The 20521-nt window shown below is 52.1% G+C and carries 17 protein-coding genes and 1 other RNA gene; all 18 read right to left on the bottom strand.

Features of this window, described 5'->3' with window-relative positions:
• Nucleotides 1–40: 40 nt before the first annotated feature.
• A complete protein-coding gene (locus MO867_RS04910) occupies nucleotides 41–976 on the bottom strand; it encodes a M23 family metallopeptidase (protein ID WP_252465122.1) in 936 nt (311 codons plus the stop codon).
• Between the two features lie 196 nt (nucleotides 977–1172).
• Nucleotides 1173–2084, bottom strand: a complete 912-nt coding sequence (lpxC, locus tag MO867_RS04915) for a UDP-3-O-acyl-N-acetylglucosamine deacetylase (protein WP_252465123.1) — start codon at nucleotides 2082–2084, stop codon at nucleotides 1173–1175.
• A gap of 400 nt (nucleotides 2085–2484) precedes the next feature.
• Nucleotides 2485–3723: a cell division protein FtsZ gene (ftsZ, locus tag MO867_RS04920; RefSeq protein WP_252465124.1), complete on the bottom strand. Its 1239-nt coding sequence runs from the start codon at nucleotides 3721–3723 to the stop codon at nucleotides 2485–2487.
• An 88-nt stretch (nucleotides 3724–3811) separates the two neighbouring features.
• On the bottom strand, nucleotides 3812–5047 hold the full coding sequence (gene ftsA / locus MO867_RS04925; protein WP_252465125.1) for a cell division protein FtsA: 1236 nt from the start codon (nucleotides 5045–5047) through the stop codon (nucleotides 3812–3814).
• Between the two features lie 113 nt (nucleotides 5048–5160).
• The gene (locus MO867_RS04930) at nucleotides 5161–6045 is read right to left on the bottom strand and encodes a cell division protein FtsQ/DivIB (RefSeq protein WP_252465126.1); all 885 of its coding nucleotides are present in this window, start codon (nucleotides 6043–6045) and stop codon (nucleotides 5161–5163) included.
• On the bottom strand, nucleotides 5981–7444 hold the full coding sequence (gene murC, locus MO867_RS04935; RefSeq protein ID WP_252465127.1) for a UDP-N-acetylmuramate--L-alanine ligase: 1464 nt from the start codon (nucleotides 7442–7444) through the stop codon (nucleotides 5981–5983). The genes MO867_RS04930 and murC overlap by 65 nt, the downstream gene beginning before the upstream one ends.
• A gap of 29 nt (nucleotides 7445–7473) precedes the next feature.
• Nucleotides 7474–8571 carry an undecaprenyldiphospho-muramoylpentapeptide beta-N-acetylglucosaminyltransferase gene (gene murG / locus MO867_RS04940; RefSeq protein WP_252465128.1) on the bottom strand — a complete coding sequence of 366 codons (1098 nt, stop codon included), beginning with the start codon at nucleotides 8569–8571 and terminating at the stop codon, nucleotides 7474–7476.
• Nucleotides 8571–9794: a putative lipid II flippase FtsW gene (gene ftsW, locus MO867_RS04945; protein ID WP_252465129.1), complete on the bottom strand. Its 1224-nt coding sequence runs from the start codon at nucleotides 9792–9794 to the stop codon at nucleotides 8571–8573. Before ftsW ends, murG begins: the two co-directional genes overlap by 1 nt.
• On the bottom strand, nucleotides 9791–11173 hold the full coding sequence (gene murD / locus MO867_RS04950) for a UDP-N-acetylmuramoyl-L-alanine--D-glutamate ligase (RefSeq protein ID WP_252465130.1): 1383 nt from the start codon (nucleotides 11171–11173) through the stop codon (nucleotides 9791–9793). The genes ftsW and murD overlap by 4 nt, the downstream gene beginning before the upstream one ends.
• A 6-nt stretch (nucleotides 11174–11179) precedes the next feature.
• A complete protein-coding gene (gene mraY, locus MO867_RS04955) occupies nucleotides 11180–12265 on the bottom strand; it encodes a phospho-N-acetylmuramoyl-pentapeptide-transferase (protein ID WP_252465131.1) in 1086 nt (361 codons plus the stop codon).
• Complete coding sequence (locus MO867_RS04960; protein WP_252465132.1) at nucleotides 12265–13644, bottom strand: UDP-N-acetylmuramoyl-tripeptide--D-alanyl-D-alanine ligase; 1380 nt, start codon at nucleotides 13642–13644, stop codon at nucleotides 12265–12267. Before MO867_RS04960 ends, mraY begins: the two co-directional genes overlap by 1 nt.
• On the bottom strand, nucleotides 13641–15170 hold the full coding sequence (locus MO867_RS04965) for a UDP-N-acetylmuramoyl-L-alanyl-D-glutamate--2,6-diaminopimelate ligase (RefSeq protein WP_252465134.1): 1530 nt from the start codon (nucleotides 15168–15170) through the stop codon (nucleotides 13641–13643). The genes MO867_RS04960 and MO867_RS04965 overlap by 4 nt, the downstream gene beginning before the upstream one ends.
• A complete protein-coding gene (locus MO867_RS04970) occupies nucleotides 15167–16927 on the bottom strand; it encodes a peptidoglycan D,D-transpeptidase FtsI family protein (protein ID WP_252465135.1) in 1761 nt (586 codons plus the stop codon). Before MO867_RS04970 ends, MO867_RS04965 begins: the two co-directional genes overlap by 4 nt.
• A 191-nt stretch (nucleotides 16928–17118) precedes the next feature.
• On the bottom strand, nucleotides 17119–17394 hold the full coding sequence (gene ftsL / locus MO867_RS04975) for a cell division protein FtsL (RefSeq protein ID WP_252465136.1): 276 nt from the start codon (nucleotides 17392–17394) through the stop codon (nucleotides 17119–17121).
• Between the two features lie 4 nt (nucleotides 17395–17398).
• Nucleotides 17399–18331, bottom strand: coding sequence for a 16S rRNA (cytosine(1402)-N(4))-methyltransferase RsmH (gene rsmH / locus MO867_RS04980; RefSeq protein WP_252465137.1), 933 nt, complete (start codon nucleotides 18329–18331; stop codon nucleotides 17399–17401).
• 12 nt (nucleotides 18332–18343) lie between these two features.
• On the bottom strand, nucleotides 18344–18787 hold the full coding sequence (gene mraZ, locus MO867_RS04985) for a division/cell wall cluster transcriptional repressor MraZ (RefSeq protein ID WP_252465138.1): 444 nt from the start codon (nucleotides 18785–18787) through the stop codon (nucleotides 18344–18346).
• Between the two features lie 465 nt (nucleotides 18788–19252).
• Nucleotides 19253–19605: RNase P RNA component class A (gene rnpB / locus MO867_RS04990), an RNA gene on the bottom strand.
• Nucleotides 19606–19674: 69 nt separating this feature from the next.
• Complete coding sequence (rsmI, locus tag MO867_RS04995) at nucleotides 19675–20517, bottom strand: 16S rRNA (cytidine(1402)-2'-O)-methyltransferase (protein WP_252465139.1); 843 nt, start codon at nucleotides 20515–20517, stop codon at nucleotides 19675–19677.
• Nucleotides 20518–20521: the final 4 nt, after the last annotated feature.

Below are 20521 nucleotides of genomic sequence, written 5' to 3' on the forward strand. Positions count from 1 at the left end.
GCCAAGTTGCCGGCTATTGTGCGCAAAAGAAGGATAGTTCTTATCTGCCTGTGCGGCGGATGTAGCTGGCCGGGTCGACCGTGCGATTGTTCTTGTAGATTTCGAAATGTACGTGAGGCCCCGTTGAGCGCCCACTGGAACCCATTTGGGCTATCACCTGCCCCTTCTTGACTACATCACCGAGCCCCACCTTGAGGTCGCTGTTATGCCCATAACGGGTTGAGTAGCCATTGCCATGATTGATTTCAACAAGCTGGCCATAGCCATGCCGTTCATCGGCCCAAGTAACCACACCGGCAGCAACTGAAACGATGTCGGAGCCCATCTTGCCGGCAAAGTCGACGCCTTTGTGCCAGGTTCTGCGACCGCTAAATGGATCTGTGCGATAGCCGTAGCGAGAGGACATCCAACCTTTATTAATAGGGCGGCCCGCAAGAAATTGCTCATCCTCAAGCTTGAGGTTAGCCATCAGAGACTCAAGCGTATCCAGCTGCATCTGGCGATCTTCAATCTGGTGCGAGAGATCTCCAATAACATCCAGAAACTCGGGGGGCTGGTAGGGCAGCTCCGAAGTACCGGCGATCCCTGGGTCTTCAGGTCCCCCTATCGCTGGTGTACTGCCGAACTCAAACTCCCCTTCATCAAGATTCGCCACCGACGTCAGTCGCTCACCCAAGGCATCGATGCGAGTCAGGCGCGCCTGCAATTCAGCCAGCTTGACCGTTAGGGCAGCCAACTGCTCTCGGGCCTCTCTGTCTGCTTCTTCTATTTCACCCTGCTGCTTACGCAGCGCACGATTCCAAGCTTTGGCAGTGCGGGAGTCAAATAAGTCAGTCTCGGTGACAGGGAGGTTAGCGCCCAACAGAAATGCGCCGACTGGCAGACTGAGCAAGCATAAGCCCAATAGGGCTTTACTCAGACCACCAAAGTTCAAGCTGCGAGTCGCGCCGCGCTCATTGACTAGTATTACTTTCATAGGAAGCGTGAGGAGTTCGACATTTTTTTAGTTTTCATTAGTCCCCCAGCAGAGCGGGCAATTCACGCTCTCTATCAACTTTCAGCAGATAAGCCAGGGCGCCAAACCAATAAGGGTACCAGAAATCTATTGAGCTTCTCTGTGAAACAATCATACAAAAAAGCCGACACAATAATGCCGGCTTCTTACAAAACTATCAAACCGCCAGGATAGGCTTGATATAGGAGATTGGCGCTTCCTGCTCACCCTCAAAGGTGACCATTTCCCACGCATCTTTTTGCGCCATCAAATTGCGCAGGGATTTATTGTTCAACGCATGGCCGGATTTAAAGGCCTTGAACTCACCAATCAAGCTGGTGCCCAGAAGGTACAGATCACCAATGGCATCCAGAATTTTATGCTTCACAAATTCGTCTTCATAACGCAAGCCACCTTCATTAAGAATGCGGTATTGATCTATTACGATTGCGTTATCAACAGAGCCACCCTGAACCAAACCTTTGGAGCGCAGGTATTCAATCTCATGCATAAAACCAAAGGTGCGCGCACGACTCACCTCTTTCACAAAGGAGGTGCTGGAGAAGTCCACCGAGGAACTCAGATTGCGACCTTGGAATACCGGGTGATCAAAATCGATAGTGAAGGAAACTTTGAAACCATTGAAAGGTAGGAAGCTGGCTACTTTATCGCCCTCTTCCACCGTAACCGGTTTCTTAATACGCAAGAATTTCTTCGGAGCGGTTTGCTCCTGAATACCGGCAGACTGGATCAGGAAAACAAATGGCCCGGCACTGCCGTCCATAATAGGCACTTCTTGGGCAGACAACTCGACGATAGCGTTATCAATACCGAGACCCGCCATTGCCGAGAGCAGATGCTCAACCGTAGCAATGCGGACATCACCCTTTTCCAGGGTGGTCGATAGAAGTGTGTCACCGACATTTTCTGCACGGGCCTCGATTTCCACCGCTGGATCCAAGTCGGTTCTACGGAACACGATACCAGTGTCTACGGGCGCGGGTTTAAGGGTAAGTACAACCTTCTTGCCAGTGTGCAGACCTACGCCAGTGGCGCGAATAGCATTCTTAAGCGTGCGCTGTTTGATCATGAAACTATCTTTTCCCCGTCGGTGGGCTACGCGTCCAAGGCGTAGCAAGCCATCGATACTAGCATAATTGCGACGCCAATACCAATTGTGGGCGAGTGGTCACCACAACAGAGCACCACCTACCTTATTGAGGATAGATCAAGCAAAGATTGCAGCGCCAACGCATAGTCGATAAGACAGCATTCTAAGATCGTGAGCTCCGCAAGCACGGTTAATAATTGTTAATTATTTTATATATCTATTGTGACCTACCAGTTTTGATTTAACAAATTTTCCAAGTTAAGGCAAAAGCTCACCCATTCGACAAGGTGAGCTCAAGTAAAATCCGCACCGCAGCGGCAATACCCAGCCAACAACTGGGCAGACATGAGCGGTGTTATCCCCCTGCGGTACCCTTATATCAATCCGCCTGACGGCGCAGAAATGCGGGAATATCCAGGTATTCCATATCCGCATCAGCCGGATTCAGGGCCGGTGCGGGACGCTTAGGACGCTCCACCTCTACCCGGGGACGCGGATCAATCGTCTCGCGGCCCGCCATACCCGGAGCGTGGGCGCTGTGACTGTCGCGGCTTTCACGACTTTCACGGCTTTCACGCAGTGATTCACGGGATTCTGGGCGACGGGTGTTGTCCACAACTTTGGCCGGACGCGCTGCTGAGCTACCTTCACCGAGACCTGCAGCCACCACCGTCACACGCATCTCGTCACCGAGCTTGTCGTCTACTGCTGTGCCAATAACCACGGTTGCCTCATCAGAAGCGATCTCCTGAACAATCTCACCCACCTCAGAGTATTCACCCAGGGTGAGTTCCTGGCAGCCAGCTTCTTCACTGCCAGTAATGATATTCACCAGAATACCGCGAGCACCAGCCAGGTTCACGTTGTCCAGTAACGGACTGCGTACCGCTTTCTCAGCCGCTTCGCGCGCTCGGTTTTCACCGATAGCAGAACCTGAACCCATCATTGCCATGCCCATTTCAGACATCACAGTGCGCACATCGGCAAAGTCCACATTCATGATGCCGGGGCGAATCATAAGATCCGCAATACCCTGTACAGCCCCGAGCAATACGTTATCCGCTTCTTTATAAGCGGACTTCATTGTGATCTTGTTACCGAGCACTTCTAGCAAACGATCATTGGGGATAGTAATCAGGGAGTCGACTTTATCGCGCAGCTCGAGGATGCCCTCTTCCGCCACCACTGTGCGTTTGCGCCCCTCAATCTTAAACGGGCGAGTTACCACGGCAACGGTAAGAATGCCAAGTTCCTTTGCAATCTCAGCGACAATCGGTGCACCACCAGTACCCGTACCACCACCCATACCGGCAGTAATAAATACCATATCCGCACCGTTTAATACTTCAGCAATGCGATCGCGATCCTCAAGAGCTGACTGCCGGCCAACATCCGGATTAGCACCCGCTCCCAGTCCGCGGGTAATGGTGTTACCCAGCTGCAGGATGGTTCGGGCTTCAATATCTTTGAGAGCCTGTGCATCCGTATTTGCACAGATAAAGTCAACGCCCTCAACATCGTTGGCGATCATATGCTTAACAGCATTACCACCACCGCCACCAACACCAATTACCTTGATGACAGGCTTATCCTGTACACTATCAACTAGTTCGAACATTGCTGTTCCCCTTTCTTGCTCATGTCGAATTTTACAGCCATGCCTAAAAAAAGTCCCTCACGGTATGGCTAAATCTGGTTGCACGTTATTACAAATTACCGCGGAACCAGTGCTTTACCTTGTCCCACCACTGATTATCGTTGCGCGCGGGCTGAGTTTTCCCCTCGCGAGGATCCTCTTGCTTCATCGCATACATCAATAATCCAACCCCTGTGGAATAAATTGGATTGCTAACGATATCCGTCAAACCGGCGATACCTTGTGGTACAGCAAGTCGTACTGGCATATGAAAAATTTCCTCGGCCAGCTCCACCGCGCCCTCCATTTTTGAAGAACCGCCCGTAAGTACCACACCCGCCGCACACAAGTCTTCAAAGCCACTACGGCGCAGCTCCGCTTGCACTAATGTAAACAATTCGTCGTAACGAGGCTCAACCACCTCCGCCAGTGCTTGCCTGGACAAATCTCTCGGGGCCCGATCACCCACGCTCGGCACCTTGATGGTTTCACCTTCACGGGCAAGCTTTGCCAGCGCACAGGCATACTTGATCTTTAAATCCTCTGCGTGAGGCGTCGGCGTACGCAGTGCCATCGCAATATCGTTAGTCACCTGATCCCCAGCAATCGGGATTACGCCTGTATGACGAATCGAGCCTCCTGTAAATACGGCGATATCGGTGGTTCCCCCACCAATATCAACCATACACACTCCCAACTCTTTCTCATCTTCGGTCAGGACGGCATAACTCGAAGCCAACTGTTCGAGAATGACATCCTCCACTTCCAGACCACAACGACGAATACATTTCTCAATATTTTGTGCGGCATTAACCGCACCACTGACTACATGTACTTTCGCCTCGAGGCGTACACCGGACATTCCCAGTGGTTCTTTAACCCCTTCCTGATTATCAATCAGATATTCCTGCGGCAGGGTGTGCAAAATTTTCTGGTCCGCCGGTATCGCGACTGCTCTCGCAGCATCAATCACTCGATCGAGATCCTGCTTGGTCACTTCCCGATCCTTGATCGCAACTATACCGTGAGAGTTCAAGCTGCGAATGTGACTTCCCGCAATCCCTGCGAAAACAGAATGAATTTCACAGCCCGCCATCAACTCAGCTTCCTCCACGGCGCGCTGAATAGATTGTACGGTCGACTCAATATTAACTACCACGCCCTTCTTCATTCCTGTTGAACGGTGAGAGCCTATGCCGACAATATTGAGTGCCCCAGTAGCGGATACTTCTCCGACAATAGCAACCACTTTGGAAGTGCCAATATCCAGTCCAACAATCATGCGCTGATCGGATACTTGTGTCATTTTTGTACCAACCTCGCTGAGCTGTGTTCTGATTCAGGTTCTTCTATTGGATCAAAACTCAGCATTCGCCTTTAACTTTTATCGGTAAAGCAGCACCCGGGCTGCCTCCATGTTTACTCTTTTTCGTCTTTCCACTGAACCGCTATAGCATTGCTGTAGCGCGCATCGACGCTGGCTACTTTTTGTAAGTGTGGCGCCAACACACCGCGACTTAAAAACAGGAAGCGGTGAACCCGCTCCAACAAAGCATCATGACCAAGTTTTAATTCAACTCCCGACATCAATTCCAGATGCCAGCCACCCAGGTCATCAAATGACAATCGCTTTACTTCCATATCGCGCGTGGTAAGCAACCCCGCGAGGGCTCGGTATTGCGACATAATACGCTCTACCAGTTCTTCATCTCCGGCAAGCTCAGGCAAAGCCTGAACTTTCATATGTGCTGGCCTTGGCAATAACTTACCGCTCGCCACCAATAATTTATCTTGCTCCCAAACCGCAAGGGGCTGTGCCTCACTGATATCGACCTCGACACCCTTCGGCCAACGTCTATTTACCGCGGCGGCTGTAATCCAGGGGTTGGCAAGCAGTGTCCGTTGCATCGCCTGGATATCGGCAGAGAAAAAGCCGGCTTTCAAATACGGAAGTAACGCTTCTCGCAACTCCTCTTCAGTCACGGCATTGAAAGCACCGCGAACTTTTACTTGCTCCAAGGCATCGACTTGACTCAGCTCGACCGAGAGGGCCCACTTCCACAGCCAGCTGCCACCATAAAGTACGACAAAAAAGCCCGCGCATATCGCCAACAAAAAAAAACAGCGGCCCCAGTTCAAGCGAAGCTTGTCGTGAGTTGTAGACCCCAGGGGGCTCGCGCCGCGAATAGCCTTACCTTTCTTTTTGGAAGATTTCGCCCCAGCTCCCTTCACTGCGTATTCAGTCCCCACTACTCCGCTCGCCCAAGCGCCAATCAGCCAGTTTTTGCGAGAGCGCGCCAACATTACCCGCACCTTGAGTGAGAACAATATCCCCAGGCTCCAATAAATCGGCCAGCACCGGCGGCACTTGGTCAATGGCTTCCATGAAAATCGGGTCCACCTGACCGCGGTTGCGCAAACTCCGCGCAAGAGTTCTGCCATCAGCACCGGCTATAGGAGCCTCACCTGCGCTGTACACGTCAAGTAATATTAACTTGTCCACCTCTGACAGCACCTGAACAAAATCTTCAAACAAGTCCCTTGTGCGGGTATAGCGGTGAGGTTGGTAAATCATGACCAATCGACGGTCCGGCCAGCCATCCCGCACCGTTCTCACAGTGGCGGCCACTTCCCTAGGGTGGTGGCCGTAATCATCCACCAACATGACTTTGTCCGCATTGGCTTTATCACTCACGGCGAACTCACCATAAATCTGAAAGCGTCGTCCAACCCCCTGGAAGCCTTTCAGACCGTTGCGAATTGCCTCATCACTAATCCCTTCATCGGTAGATACCGCGATTGCCGCCGTTGCATTGAGCACATTGTGTATGCCAGGGGTATTTACAGAAACTTGCAACTGGTCGCCTTTAGGACGCTGCACGGTAAAGTGGCTGCGTAGAGGCTCCTGCTTTACTTCGACGATGCGGTAATCATTACCCTCATCAAACCCATAAGTAAGCACCGGGCGGGAAAACTTGGGAATAACTTCTTGGACATTTACATCGTCACCACAAACCACCGCTAATCCATAAAACGGCAGGTTGTGAACAAAATCAATAAAGATCTGCTTTACCTTTTCGAAGTCACCTCCATAGGTTTCCATATGATCCGCATCAATATTGGTGATCACAGTAACCATGGGCTGCAAGTGGATAAAAGAAGCATCACTCTCATCAGCCTCTGCAACTAGGTAGCGACTTTCTCCCAGCGCGGCATTTGCACCAGCAGCATTTACCAATCCACCAATAACAAAGGTAGGATCCTTTTTATCCGCAGCAAAAATAGAGGCGATCAAACTAGTGGTGGTCGTTTTACCATGAGTTCCCGCCACAGCAATACCATAGCGGTAGCGCATCAACTCACCGAGCATTTCCGCACGGCGCACAATCGGTATTCTCTTTTCACCAGCTTCAACCAATTCCGGGTTGTCACTACTCACTGCCGAGGAATTGACCACAACATCAACGCCGCGAACATTGTCCTCGCTGTGACCTATATGAACTTTTATGCCCAACTTTCGCAGCCTTTCGGTTGCCGCAGACTCTCGTAGATCGGAGCCAGAAACTTCGTAGCCCTGATTCTGTAATACTTCTGCAATACCGCTCATACCGGCACCGCCGATCCCGATAAAGTGGATCCGACGTATACGACGCATGGCCGGTACCGTATAATTTTTATCTTCGTTCGTCTGCACTGAAGACATTTCTTTAACCTTCATCCACTTATTTTCGATTACCTGGCCAGGGCCAACTCTTCGCCGCAAGCACTGATTACTTGCTCAGTCGCATCAATCTTAGCGACCTGTCGCGCTGCATTCGCCATTATTAATAGCTTCTTTCGATCCGAGAGCAAGCTCTGCAACAACTCAGACAACTTCTTTTCATCCATTGCACTTTGTTGCATAACAATGGCTCCGCCAGCTTTTTGCAACCACTCGCCATTACGCGTTTGGTGATCGTCAATGGCATAGGGGTATGGCACCATCACTGCACCGATCCCGGCCGCCGCTATTTCAGAAACAGTCAAAGCCCCTGAGCGGCAGATTATCAAATCAGCTGAACTGTAAGCCTCTGCCATATTGGCTATAAAAGGCACCACCTCAGCTTTCACCCCCGCCTTTTGATAGGCTTCATCAGCAATCTGCAGATGGCGTTCACCCGCCTGATGCACAACCGTTGGACGCAGAGCCGGCTCCAGCAAAGCAATCGCCTTGGGGACCAGTTCATTAATTGCTACCGCACCGAGGCTGCCCCCTAGCACCAAAAGTCTCAGGGATGCCTCGCTGCCAATACGAGCTTCTGGTTCCGGCAACTCAACAATTTCCCGACGCACCGGATTACCCACCTGCCTAGCCCCCGGCAAGCTACAGGGAAAGGCTTCGAGTACTCGGTTGGATATGCGCGCGAGCAAGCGATTCGTTGTACCCGCAACGGCATTCTGCTCGTGAATAATCAGTGGTACTCCACCCAGGCGTGCAGCAACACCGCCGGGACCCGTCGCAAAGCCACCAAAACCAAGTACAGCGTCAGGCTTTACTTTTTTGACCACCACTCGGGCCTGCGCAATCGCCCTTATAATTTGCAGAGGAGCTTTTAGCAACGCCAGCTTACCCTTTCCGCGAATACCTTCGACCTTGATACAGTGCAGAGGAATATTTGCTGAAGGCACCAAGCGAGACTCAATTCCGCGCTGAGTTCCCAGCCACTCAACTGTTGCTCCCTGCTCTTGTAACGCCTTAGCTACCGCCAACGCAGGGAATACATGTCCACCGGTTCCTCCGGCCATCAGTAGGAATTTCTTATCGGAAAAACGCTTGTTTACTTCAGACATCAAACCGCCTCTCCGTGATTGATTCCACTGACGGACTTGTGCTGATGAAATATTGGTAACTGACGTAAAAGCTCAAGTCCCCCACTACGACCATCAGGCTGTGGTCTTAATTCAGCCCGGATACGCACCGCCAGTCCGAGTAATGCACAACAAACAATCAGACTACTACCGCCCGAGCTGACAAAAGGCAGAGTCAATCCTTTAGTTGGCAACAAGCCAGAAGCAACACCCATATTTACAAAGGCCTGCCCGGCCAGTAGTACCGCCATACCAAAAGCCAGAAGTGCAGCAAAAAATTTTTCCTGTACAAGAGACTCTCTCACCAAACGGAGCAATGAGCAGGTGAGAACAACAAAAAGCCCCACCAACACCACTCCTCCGAGCATGCCCCACTCTTCAGCCAGGATGGCAAAAATAAAATCTGTGTGAGCTTCAGGCAGGTAAAATAATTTCTGCACACTATTACCCAGACCAACACCAAACCACTCACCTCGCCCAAATGCGATTAATGACTGTGTGAGCTGATAACCACTGGCAAACTGGTCTCCCCAGGGGTCCAGAAATGTCAATAGTCGTTGCAATCGGTAGGGGCTCATCAGCGCCATCAACGCCAAACCACTGGCTGCGGCAGCCACCAATAAAAAGGTATGGGGAAGGCGCGCTCCCGCTAAAAAAACCATTGCCAACACTGTGCCAGACAATACGACGACTGAACCAAAATCCGGCTGCAGGAGTAAAAGCAAAGCGACAGTAGCGAGAATAACCACTGGCACCATAAAGCTGCTCCAGTGGCGCAGCTGTTTATTTCGGCGGGTTAAGAAGCTGGCAAAAAACACCAACAAACAAAACTTGGCTACCTCGGCGGGCTGTACAGTAATCCCTGCGAACACCAACCAGCGCCGACTCCCGTTAACTTCTCGACCGATTCCCGGCACAAGCACCGCCAGCAATAGCAGGCAGGAGAACAACAACAATGGCCAGGAAAGTCGCGACCAGATCGCCAGCGGAATCTGGCTGACTAGCAGTGCTGCAAACCCGCCGACCGCCAGAAAAACCAGATGACGCTTAAGGAAGTACCAGGGATCACCATAGATATCGCTAGCAAAGGCAATTGAGGCCGACGCCACCATAACGACGCCGAGACTGACCAGAATCAAGACACTCAATACCAAAAGCCCATCGAGCCATTCACCTCTGCGCACTTTTGCAGCCGGAGTACTCACTCTGCACCTCCACCCACATCGCTGAGCCCTTTCACCGCCCTGCAAAAATCATCGCCGCGAGCTTCAAAGTTGCGATACATGTCAAAGCTTGCACACGCTGGCGACAACAGTACATAGTCACCACTTTTCGCCAGGGATCTGGCCTCAACAACCGCCTCTTGCATCGAATTGGCTCTTCGAATCTGACACTGACCATCAAACATCCGGGCAATTTTATCGCCGTCTGTACCGATGGAAACTACAGCGCGAAGCGACTTTGAACTTTTTTGTAATGGCTTAAAATCCGCACCTTTCCCATCCCCGCCAGCAATAAGAACGACTTTGTTGCTATCGGTGGAGAGCCCATCCAATGCCGCCCGGGTAGCACCGACATTGGTACCTTTCGAGTCGTTGACATAAACCACACCTTCCAGATCAGCCACTCGCTCACAGCGGTGCTTTAACCCTCTGAAGTTACGCAATACCGACAGCATCGCGTCCATCGGCAAATCAAGAACACAACCCATAGCCAGAGCCGCAAGACCATTAGCTACATTGTGTTTACCCACCATCGTCAATTCAGTAACGGGCATTAAAGGCTCAGAGCCACGGACCAACCAACTTTGTCCCTCGTGCCTGCGCTGGCCAAACTGGTTGAGATCCGGTTGATCAAGCCCAAAACTCCACTCGCGCCGTTCCCGAGACAAGGGGCCCTGTGAAAGCGGGTCTGCCCGATTAACCACAAACTGATCCGCTCCGCGATAAACACGTTGTTTTGCCCGGTGGTATTCCATCATGCTGGGATAGCGGTCCATATGGTCCGCGCTCATATTTAATAAGGTTGCGACCGTAGGCTCTAACGAATAAGTTGTCTCTAGCTGGAAACTGGAAAGCTCCAAAACGAACAATTGAGGCAGTGGTTTTTCCAGCAGATCTAACACTGGTACGCCGATATTACCGCCGACACGCACACTCACCCCAGCCTCTTCTGCCATCTTGCCAAGTAACGTAGTTACTGTACTTTTGCCGTTGGAACCGGTGATTGCAGCAAGTTTCGCGGTGGAATTCTCTCGTTTAAGCGCCTGCGCAAACAACTCAATATCCCCAATTACCGGAACGCCATCAGCAATGGCTTGCTGCAGAACAGCTTCTGCCAATGCGACCCCCGGACTGACAATAATCAGGCTTGCGGCGAGTAAAGTACCTGAGCGCAACGGCCCCGTCTCCACCGCGACTTGCGGGAACTCCCGGCAAAAAGCTTCAAGTCCTGGTGGCTCGTCGCGACTGTCTGCGACCACTGGAGTGTGACCGTGACGCAGCAGGTAGCGCACCACCGACTTACCGGTAGCGCCAAGACCAATGACCACTTTTTGCTGGGACGAAGTCGCGATCAGGCTCATTATCTTTTATCGAAGTTTTAGTGTTGCCAGTCCGGCCAATACCAGAATGACGGTAATAATCCAAAAACGTACTATCACTCGCGGCTCAGGCCATCCTTTTAATTCGAAGTGATGGTGCAGCGGCGCCATCCGGAAGATTCGTTTGCCCGTCAGCTTGAACGATGCCACCTGCAGGATTACAGAGACGGTTTCCATCACAAACACCCCTCCCATGATAAAAAGGACAATTTCATGACGAGTGATCACCGCAATAATTCCCAGTGCCGCGCCCAGAGCCAAAGCGCCCACATCTCCCATAAAAACCTGGGCTGGATATGTGTTGAACCATAAAAATCCAAGCCCGGCACCACCTAGCGCCGCGCAGAACACAGCCAATTCACCCGCTCCGGCAATCGCAGGAATATGCAGATAGTTGGCAAATTGCACGTGGCCAGAAAGATAGGCAATAACGCCCAGAGCACCGCCGACCATAACCGTTGGCATAATCGCCAAGCCATCCAGCCCATCGGTCAGATTTACGGCATTACTGGAGCCTACTACCACAAAATAAGTCAGCAGAATGAAGCTTATCGGCCCCAGATTTATCGCTATATCCTTGAAAAAAGGCACAAAAAACTGGGTCTCAGCGGGGCTTGATGCACTCATATACAAGTAGATTGCCGCTCCCAGCCCGGCGATGGATTGCCAAAAATATTTCCAGCGGGCAATCAGGCCTCGGGGATTTTTGTACACGACTTTTTTATAGTCATCGACGAAACCAACGGCACCAAAAACAAAAGTCACTAGTAATGTCACCCATACATAGCGATTGCTGAGATCGGACCAGAGCAGTGAAGAGGCAAAAATAGCAGCAAGAATCAAAGTACCTCCCATAGTGGGAGTACCGGATTTACTTAAATGGCTCTGCGGACCGTCGTCGCGAATTGCCTGGCCCACTTGCAGGTGGTTCAGCCAGTGAATCATTCGAGGCCCCACAAGCAATGATATTCCCAGCGCCGTCAATGCCGCCAAGATTGCCCGCACGGTCAAATAATTAAATACCGAAAAGCCGCTAACCTGTTGTTGTAATAGTTCTGCCAGCCAAAGCAGCATTACTTCTCTCCTCTGCTATTGCCAAGCAGTGCCTGGGCTACCAATTCCATACGGGCGCTGCGCGACCCTTTTACCAATACCGTAGTTTCTTTATCCAATTGCTGGGTGATGGCCGCAACCAGCGACTCCCTTGCGCGATAGTTACGCAGCGACTCTTGCCTCCCCGCAGAAAAAGCAATGCTGGCAGCAGCGCCCAACGGCCCAAACGTAAACAGTGCGTCCAGACCTCGTTCTCGCGCTAAGGCCCCGACACTGCGGTGCATTTCCTCGGCATCCGGTCCCAATTCGGCCATATCGCCCAACACCAGGATTTTTTTACCCGAACGCTGTGACAACAGCTCAATTGCGGCACCTACCGAGCCCGGATTCGCGTTGTAGCTGTCATCAATAACGGTTGCACCGGCAATACCTGGCAGCTGCTGTAATCTACCAGCAACGCCAGTGACCTGATTAAGCCCTTTAGTGATCTCCGCAGCAGATACCCCCGCAGCAAAAGCACAACCCGCTGCTACCAAAGCATTATGTACGTTGTGCTCACCAAGCAGCTGAAGATTTACCGGATGGGCAACACCTTCGACCACCAACTCAAACGAGGCACATCCATTTTCATTTAATACAATATTATCAGCGTGAATACCGCATTCATTTGACAGGCCCACCGCCAGGGTTTTTACGCCTTCAGGCATATTTTTAAGCCAATAATCTGCGTAATTATCGTCGGCATTGACTACCGCAGTGCCCGCCACATCCAGTCCCGCATAAATTTGTCCCTTTGCTTTTGCAATGGCATCCACGGAGCCGAAGCCCTCGACATGTGCGGGCATCACATTGTTAACAGCACTGACGTGGGGCTTCCCTATATTGCACAAGTAGCTAATATCGTCGGGGCCATTGGCACCCATTTCGAGGATTAACACATTGTGCTGCGCTGATATCCCGAAAAGCGTCATCGGCAAACCAAACTGGTTGTTCAGATTCCCCTTTGTTACGCAGGGCTTATGAGTCTGCGAGAATATTGCGGACAACATTTCCTTTATTGTGGTCTTTCCACAGGACCCGGTGATAGCAACGACCAGCCCATTAAATTGCTCACGACACACAAGCCCAATCTGTCCCAATGCTACCGTCGTATCTTCAACACGCCACTGTGGCAAACTGCAACCCCGCACTGCCCGATCAACCACCAAACCCAACACCTGGCCATCGAGTTCGCCTACAAAATCATGTGCATCGAAATTCTCCCCCACCAGAGCGACGAACAGGGATTGGGGGTCTAGTTTTCGTGTGTTCGTGGAGACTTGTGCAAACTCGACAGAGCCATTAACAAGCTCGCCACCAAAACGTCTCTGCAATTGCTCCAGAGTCAGAGAGTTAATCACTTTATTTCCCCTTCAACGTCACCGGTATGACGTGAATTGCTCTCACGCGCCAGCAATGCAGCGGTGGCTTGCTCGCGGTCACAGAAGTGTATTTTTTCACTACCGATAATTTGGTAATTCTCATGCCCTTTGCCGGTAATCAGCACAATATCACCGGCCTGTGCAGCAGATATCGCTTGCGAAATTGCAGCGGCACGGTCAATTTCTACTTCGATATTACTGGCAGCACCCTCGAGAATATCGTCGATAATTTTTTGGGGTGCTTCACTGCGGGGATTATCGCTAGTCACTATTGCGCGGTCCGCCATCTCAGAGGCAATTCGGCCCATGGCCGCGCGTTTACCGGTATCACGGTCACCACCACAGCCAAAGACACACCAGAGGTTACCTCGGCAGTACGGGCGCGCAGCTGATAGTGCTGCTCGAAGGGCATCCGGAGTATGCGCGTAATCCACTAAAATCCCGACGTCATCGGAACTCTCCACCTGAACACGCTCCATTCGTCCCGGCACTGCTTTGATAGTGGGAAAAGCGGCAAGAATATCCTCAAAGGGCATGCCTTCAGCAGCCACTGCTGCGACGACTGCCAATGCATTGTGAATATTGAAATCACCAATTAGGGGCGCCTGCAATTCACCGTTCCCCCAGGGGGAATTGAGCTTTACTGAAAAGCCTTTCTCATGTCGGCGCAGATCGGTTACATGTAGATCCCCTGCTTGCAAGCCGTAAGTGATAACGCGGAGTCGGCGCAACTTGCAGCGCTCTGCCAGCTGGGCTCCAAAGGGGTCATCCAGATTAATAATGCCGCGCTTGAGTTTTGGCAATCCAAATAGTTTTTCTTTGGCAGCGCCATAGGCGGCCATATTGCCGTGATAATCCAAGTGATCGCGGCTTAAATTGGTAAAAATTGCCGTATCAAAAATAAGCCCGTGCACACGCCCTTGGGACAGGGAGTGGGAGGAAACTTCCATTGCCGCAGCCGGAACACTATTATCGCGATAATTGGCAAAATCTGCCTGTAAGCTTACCGGATCTGGTGTGGTCAGCCCGGTCTCCTGTAACTCAATCTCACCCTCACGCCAAATGCCATTACCAATGGTGCCGATTAAGGCAGCACTTCCAAAGTGATGCGCCAGTAATTGGGAGGTCAGGTAGGCACAAGTGGTCTTTCCATTAGTACCCGTCACTCCAACCAAATGCATATCGCCACTGGGATTTCCGTGAAAGCGTGCAGCGATTTCACCTACACGCTTGGCTAGGCCCGGTACACTCACCACAAGAATATTGCCGCGATTTTTGCACTCTAGCTTGTCGCCGTCCGCCAGTACCACTGCAGCACCGGCAGCAATTGCTGCATCGATATATTCGCGGCCATCAACAATAGAGCCGCGTAAAGCCATAAATGCATCACCCACTTTTACCTTGCGGCTGTCGAGGGCAATGCCACTCACAGAAATATCGGGAATTCCTGCGTATCCAGGTACCAGCTCTTTAATAGAAACCGAATGTTGTTCGCGCTGAGTCACGATTTTGAACCCCTTTCGCTTAACTGCGCGGCCAGCTGCCCTTCCGCCGATTTAATCTGTTCAGGCGGGACCTGCAGCAGGCGCATAGCCCCAGCCATAACCGAACCAAATACCGGCGCAGCTACTTCACCGCCGTAATATTTGGCATGACTGGGATCATCAATCACTACCACGGCAGCCAACCGCGGCCTGTCGGCGGGAATAAAACCCGCAAATACCGAGCGGTAACGATTGTCCGCGTAACCCGTACTGCCAACTTTGTGCACCGTACCGGTCTTGCCTGCAACTCGATACCCTTCCACGGCTGCGAGGCGGCCAGTGCCTCGAGCACCGATAACCGTTTCCAACATTGCCGTGACCTGTCGAGCAAGCGGTCCATCAATTACCTGTTGAGGCTCAACCTGCGTTTTGTCACCGGATAAAACCAACGAAACCGGGCGTTTAAGTCCGGTGTTTGCCAGCACACTGTAGGCTTGAGCCAATTGCACCGCATTGACTGTTAAACCGTAACCGAAGGCGAAATTAGCCCGCTCAATTGGATGCCAGCGGCTGCGGCTGGGTAAGATTCCCGGTGCCTCACCGGGAAAGCCGCTGCCAACCGCCTCGCCCAGCCCCAAGCGATAAAAGAGTTCCCGCAGAGAATTTGGTTCCAAATCGAGTGCAATTTTTGTAATACCCACCTGACTCGACTTGGTAATAATTTTAGTGAGGTCTATTTTTCCGTAATTAACCGGGTCCACCAATGTTTTTCCCGGTACCCGAATATATCCAGGGCTGGTATTTATTTCTGTTTTAGGGGTATAGCGTCCGGTTTCCAAAGCCGCCAGCACCGTCAAAGGCTTAACCGTTGAACCTGGTTCAAACTGATCGATCAGAGCGCGATTGCGCATCGCGGCCGACTTAACCCCCTTACGGTTATTGGGATTAAAGGAAGGCTGATTGGCCATAGCCAGGACGTCGCCACTGCGGGTATCCAGAATAACCATAAACCCAGAGGCGGCACCATTTTCTGCCACCGCCTGCTTTAACTCCCGGTAGGCCAAATATTGCAGACGCATATCAATTGACAGGCGCAGATCGCGGCCCGGTTGCGCCTCCTGCTGGATAGCCAGATCCTGGACGGTTCGCCCCTTCAGATCCTTCACCACCTTGCGCGCGCCCGGCTGGCCCGAAAGCCAATCATCGTAGGCTAGTTCCAGCCCCTCTTGGCCGCGATCATCAATATTGGTAAAGCCGAGAAGTTGCGCCACCACCTCTCCCGCCGGATAAAAACGACGGTATTCTTTTTTACTATAAATACCGGCGATATCCAGCTTCAACACCTGCTCAGCTTCCTCGGGAGCGAGGTGCCGATGAAGGTACATAAATTCTTTAAGTCGGTATTTTTCTAGACGTGCACGCAATTTGGCCGGCTTTAGTTGTAGTGCCTTGGCTAAGTTTGCCAAGTTATCGACACTTATTTCACGCAATAATTTAGGGTTGGCCCACAGGCTGTGAACCGGGGTGCTGACGGCCAGAAGCTCACCATTTCGATCGACAATCGAGCCTCGATAAGCTGCAATTTCCTCCGTACGGAGTGTCCGCGCACGCCCCTGATCCTGCAGGAAGCGATATCCACGTTCGGCGGCCGGCACCACCTGAAGCCTAGCCAAGTGAAATACCAGAGTCAGGGCGAGCAGACACAACAGGGCTGCCACCAACACAAAACGCCAGCGAGCTATTCCCGGTTGAATTTCCTTTTTTTTGACTGCGCCCATGTTTGTCCAGTTGGCGTTATCTATTTATTCTGCGACTGAGCTGAGCCCACTGCCCCGTTCGGCCTTACCCCCGACACATTTAATCAGAGCACAAAATATTTATAATTATTCACGAGGCCAAAGCCCCAAACGCAGAAACCCCACCGAAAAACAGTGGGGCACAGTACGTCTCACCTCGGGGTCGCATGAGCCTAATCTGTTACTACCAAAACCTGCTCTGAAGGGCTCGGTGCATGCATCTTCAATTTTTTGCGCGCCACCTGCTCTACTCGGCTATAAGCTGACCAAGCTCCTTTTTCCAACAGCAAACGCTCTTGTTCGTAGCGCAACTCATCATGGGCTTTTTGTGTTTTACCCAGCTCGGCGGTCAACTCCCTACTGCGTTGAGTGATATAAACGACCGAGAGTGACGACAGAATGACAGCAACCCACATCAGCCCCACACCAAACAGCAGCTTCCCGGACATAAACTCAATTTCCAGCCAGCTTCTCCGCAACCCGCATTACCGCACTGCGTGATCGCTGATTCTCATCTACTTCGCTGGTATTCGCCTTTACTGCTTTACCCACCGAGCGCAGTGTTTTTACAATCTGGCTGTCCATCACCGGGAGTCCACGGGGAAGCTGAGGACCACGCTCCTTCTCACGGATAAATCGCTTCACGATTCGGTCCTCCAGAGAGTGGAAACTGATAACTACCAATCGCCCTCCGGGCGCCAATAACTGCAGTGATTTATCCAGAGCGCTATGGAGATCGTCCAATTCTCCATTGATATGGATACGGATAGCTTGGAACACCCGAGTGGCTGGATGCTTACCTTTCTCCCAGGCGGGATTTGCTTCTTTTACGACCTCAGCCAAATCGAGGGTGCGCTCAAATGGCTTCTCCTTCCGTCGCCGCACAATGGCTCCAGCCATTCGGCGGGCAAAGCGCTCCTCACCATATTCTTTAAACACCCGAACCATCTCAGCTTCAGCTTCAGTATTGACCCATTGAGCTGCGCTGAGGCCTCGACTGGTATCCATACGCATATCCAGCGGGCCGTCGTTCATAAAACTGAAACCTCGCTCGGCCTGGTCCAACTGCGGCGAGGAAACCCCCAAATCGAGCAAAATTCCACTGACCTTTCCTGCAAATTGTCCCGCAGCAACATCCATATCCGCAAAAGACCCATGCCAAATAGAAAAGCGCGACTCTCCAGCAAATCTCTGCTCAGCAAAATCGATAGCCTGAGGGTCTTTATCCACCCCCACCAATTGGCCATCGGGGCCAAGGCTATCCAAGATAGCTGCACTGTGCCCCCCGCGACCAAAAGTACCGTCGAGATAAAATCCGTCAGGCTCCGTTACCAAAGCGTCTACGGCCTCGCGTAACAACACACTGCGATGCAATTCTTGAGACACCCGGTATTCCCCTTATAAAGAGAGGGATGCCATTTCCTCTGGCATACCCCCCTCATATTCACTATCGTCGAGCCAGGACATCCAGCGCTCCTCACTCCAGAGCTCCAGTTTTTTTCCCTGGCCCACTAACATCAGTTTCTTTTCAAGCCCCGCATACTCCCGTAGAGTCGGGGGGATCAACACCCTGCCATTGCCATCCACCTGTAGCTCACAGGCATACCCTATGAGCAGGCGCTGGGCGCGCCGAGCCACTTTATTAAAACTTGGTAGAGCCTCAATCTTCGGTAAAATCAGTTGCCACTGCGGCGATGGATAGACCAGTAAACAGCGTTCTTCGGTGTGGGCAGTCACCACCAGGCAACCCGCACACTCATCCAACAGCTTGTCGCGGACGCGCGCTGGTATTGCCAGACGCCCCTTGGCGTCCATGTTGATGGCATGGCTGCCTAAATACATTCCTGTGATTCTTACTCGCTACTGAGATCGCACTGGTTGCGACTCTCTCCGCTATGGCGGGCCCTTGGGGGAAAATGCTCGATTTTTGACGGGCGATGTAAACGCCCACTTACTTACCGGGAATAAACCACAAATTTCCACGATTTTCCACTTTTTCCCACCCTCAACACTATAAAACTGGCCTACATAAAGTCAAGGAAATCGACCGCAAAGTCCCCATAAGCCCTTGTAATTTCGCGGACTCCAGTGAAGTGGCGCATATTGGCACATAAGAACCACTCACAACAGTCCGAATTGGCGCGAGCGCTCCCTTACAATTTCATCGATTTATTTCTCCTGCGCGGAAGCTCACACAGTCGATATCAGGGCGACCACAGAGTGAATATTGGGGAAGCTCACGGCAAAAGAGAGGGAGCAAGATTTCTATACAAACAAAAAAGCCCGGCAAATGCCGGGCTTTTGAAGTTGTTGAGCTGGCCTGTAAGCCGGGTTCTGTCGAGGACAATCATTCATCTGGGATGCCTGTCACCAGACACCTCAAGCGACCTACCCGCCCTCAGTGCGGGTCACACCTGTAGAGGGCCTATTTGGTCTTGCTCCGAACGGGGTTTACCATGCCACGAACTGTTGCCAGCCGCGCGGTGCGCTCTTACCGCACCCTTTCACCCTTACCTGTGCCCGCAAGCGGGCCATCGGCGGTCTACTCTCTGCTGCACTTTCCGTAGGCTCGCGCCCCCCAGGCGTTACCTGGCGTTCCACCCTATGGAGCCCGGACTTTCCTCTGCTACCAAAGTAACAGCGATTGCCCAGCCAGCTCGCCGCGAAGAGTAAAGAGGCGACAGCTGGAATGCAACAGGCAATCGCAACAATCAGTGTAAACAGCTGCCCTATTTTTGCTCCAGGCTCCAGTTATACAGAACTTTCTTCTTTACGCCGGTGATCTCTGCAGCAAGAGCTGCCGCTTTCTTCGGTGGCAGCTCCGCAAGCAATAAAGACATTATCCGCTGAGCTTCTGCGTCAAGTTCGCTTTCGCGGGAACGCTCGGCGCCGCGCACCAACAAAACAATTTCACCGCGCTGCTGGTTGCTATCGGCACGCACCCACTCGACCAGTTTCACCAACGGCATCAATTGGAAGATTTCAAAGGCTTTACTGACCTCACGGGCAATGACAGCCTCTCGCCGACCACCAAAGACCGTGGCCATTGCCTCTAACGTGCCGACAACACGGTGCGGCGCCTCATAGAAAACCAATGTGCGACCATCATCAACCAACCCTTGCAACGCACGCTCACGCGCACCAGGCTTGGCCGGCAAAAACCCTTCAAAACTGAACTTATCACTCGGCAGGCCCGCGGCACTCAGTGCGGCAACAAACGCACAGGCACCGGGTATCGGCGAAACCTTAATCCCTCGCTCACGCGCTTGGCGCACCAAGCGATAACCCGGGTCAGAGATAAGCGGTGTGCCGGCATCGGATATCAGGGCAATGGTCTGCCCCTGCTCGAGGCGCTGTAAAATCTGCTCGGTGCGCTTGTCATCCGAGTGATCATGGTACGCCATCAATGGAGTATCGATATTAAAGTGGGAAAATAATCTCTGACTGTGACGCGTGTCCTCCGCCGCAACCAGATCGGCACATTGTAGAACTTCGACCGCTCGCGGTACCATATCACCCAAATTACCAATGGGCGTAGCGACAATATAAAGCAGCGCCTGATCCGGTCCCATAGCT

This window comes from Microbulbifer okhotskensis, from assembly GCF_023895975.1.
GTDB lineage: Bacteria > Pseudomonadota > Gammaproteobacteria > Pseudomonadales > Cellvibrionaceae > Microbulbifer > Microbulbifer okhotskensis.

Coding starts and splice junctions, on each gene's coding strand:
- ftsA (WP_252465125.1), bottom strand. CDS start 5,047: ATGACACAAGTATCCGATCAGCGCATGATTGTTGGACTGGATATTGGC.
- murC (WP_252465127.1), bottom strand. CDS start 7,444: ATGTCTTCAGTGCAGACGAACGAAGATAAAAATTATACGGTACCGGCC.
- ftsL (WP_252465136.1), bottom strand. CDS start 17,394: ATGTCCGGGAAGCTGCTGTTTGGTGTGGGGCTGATGTGGGTTGCTGTC.
- MO867_RS04970 (WP_252465135.1), bottom strand. CDS start 16,927: ATGGGCGCAGTCAAAAAAAAGGAAATTCAACCGGGAATAGCTCGCTGG.
- lpxC (WP_252465123.1), bottom strand. CDS start 2,084: ATGATCAAACAGCGCACGCTTAAGAATGCTATTCGCGCCACTGGCGTA.
- ftsZ (WP_252465124.1), bottom strand. CDS start 3,723: ATGTTCGAACTAGTTGATAGTGTACAGGATAAGCCTGTCATCAAGGTA.
- rsmI (WP_252465139.1), bottom strand. CDS start 20,517: ATGGGACCGGATCAGGCGCTGCTTTATATTGTCGCTACGCCCATTGGT.
- mraY (WP_252465131.1), bottom strand. CDS start 12,265: ATGCTGCTTTGGCTGGCAGAACTATTACAACAACAGGTTAGCGGCTTT.
- MO867_RS04910 (WP_252465122.1), bottom strand. CDS start 976: ATGAAAGTAATACTAGTCAATGAGCGCGGCGCGACTCGCAGCTTGAAC.
- MO867_RS04930 (WP_252465126.1), bottom strand. CDS start 6,045: ATGTTGGCGCGCTCTCGCAAAAACTGGCTGATTGGCGCTTGGGCGAGC.
- mraZ (WP_252465138.1), bottom strand. CDS start 18,787: ATGTATTTAGGCAGCCATGCCATCAACATGGACGCCAAGGGGCGTCTG.
- murD (WP_252465130.1), bottom strand. CDS start 11,173: ATGAGCCTGATCGCGACTTCGTCCCAGCAAAAAGTGGTCATTGGTCTT.
- murG (WP_252465128.1), bottom strand. CDS start 8,571: ATGTCTGAAGTAAACAAGCGTTTTTCCGATAAGAAATTCCTACTGATG.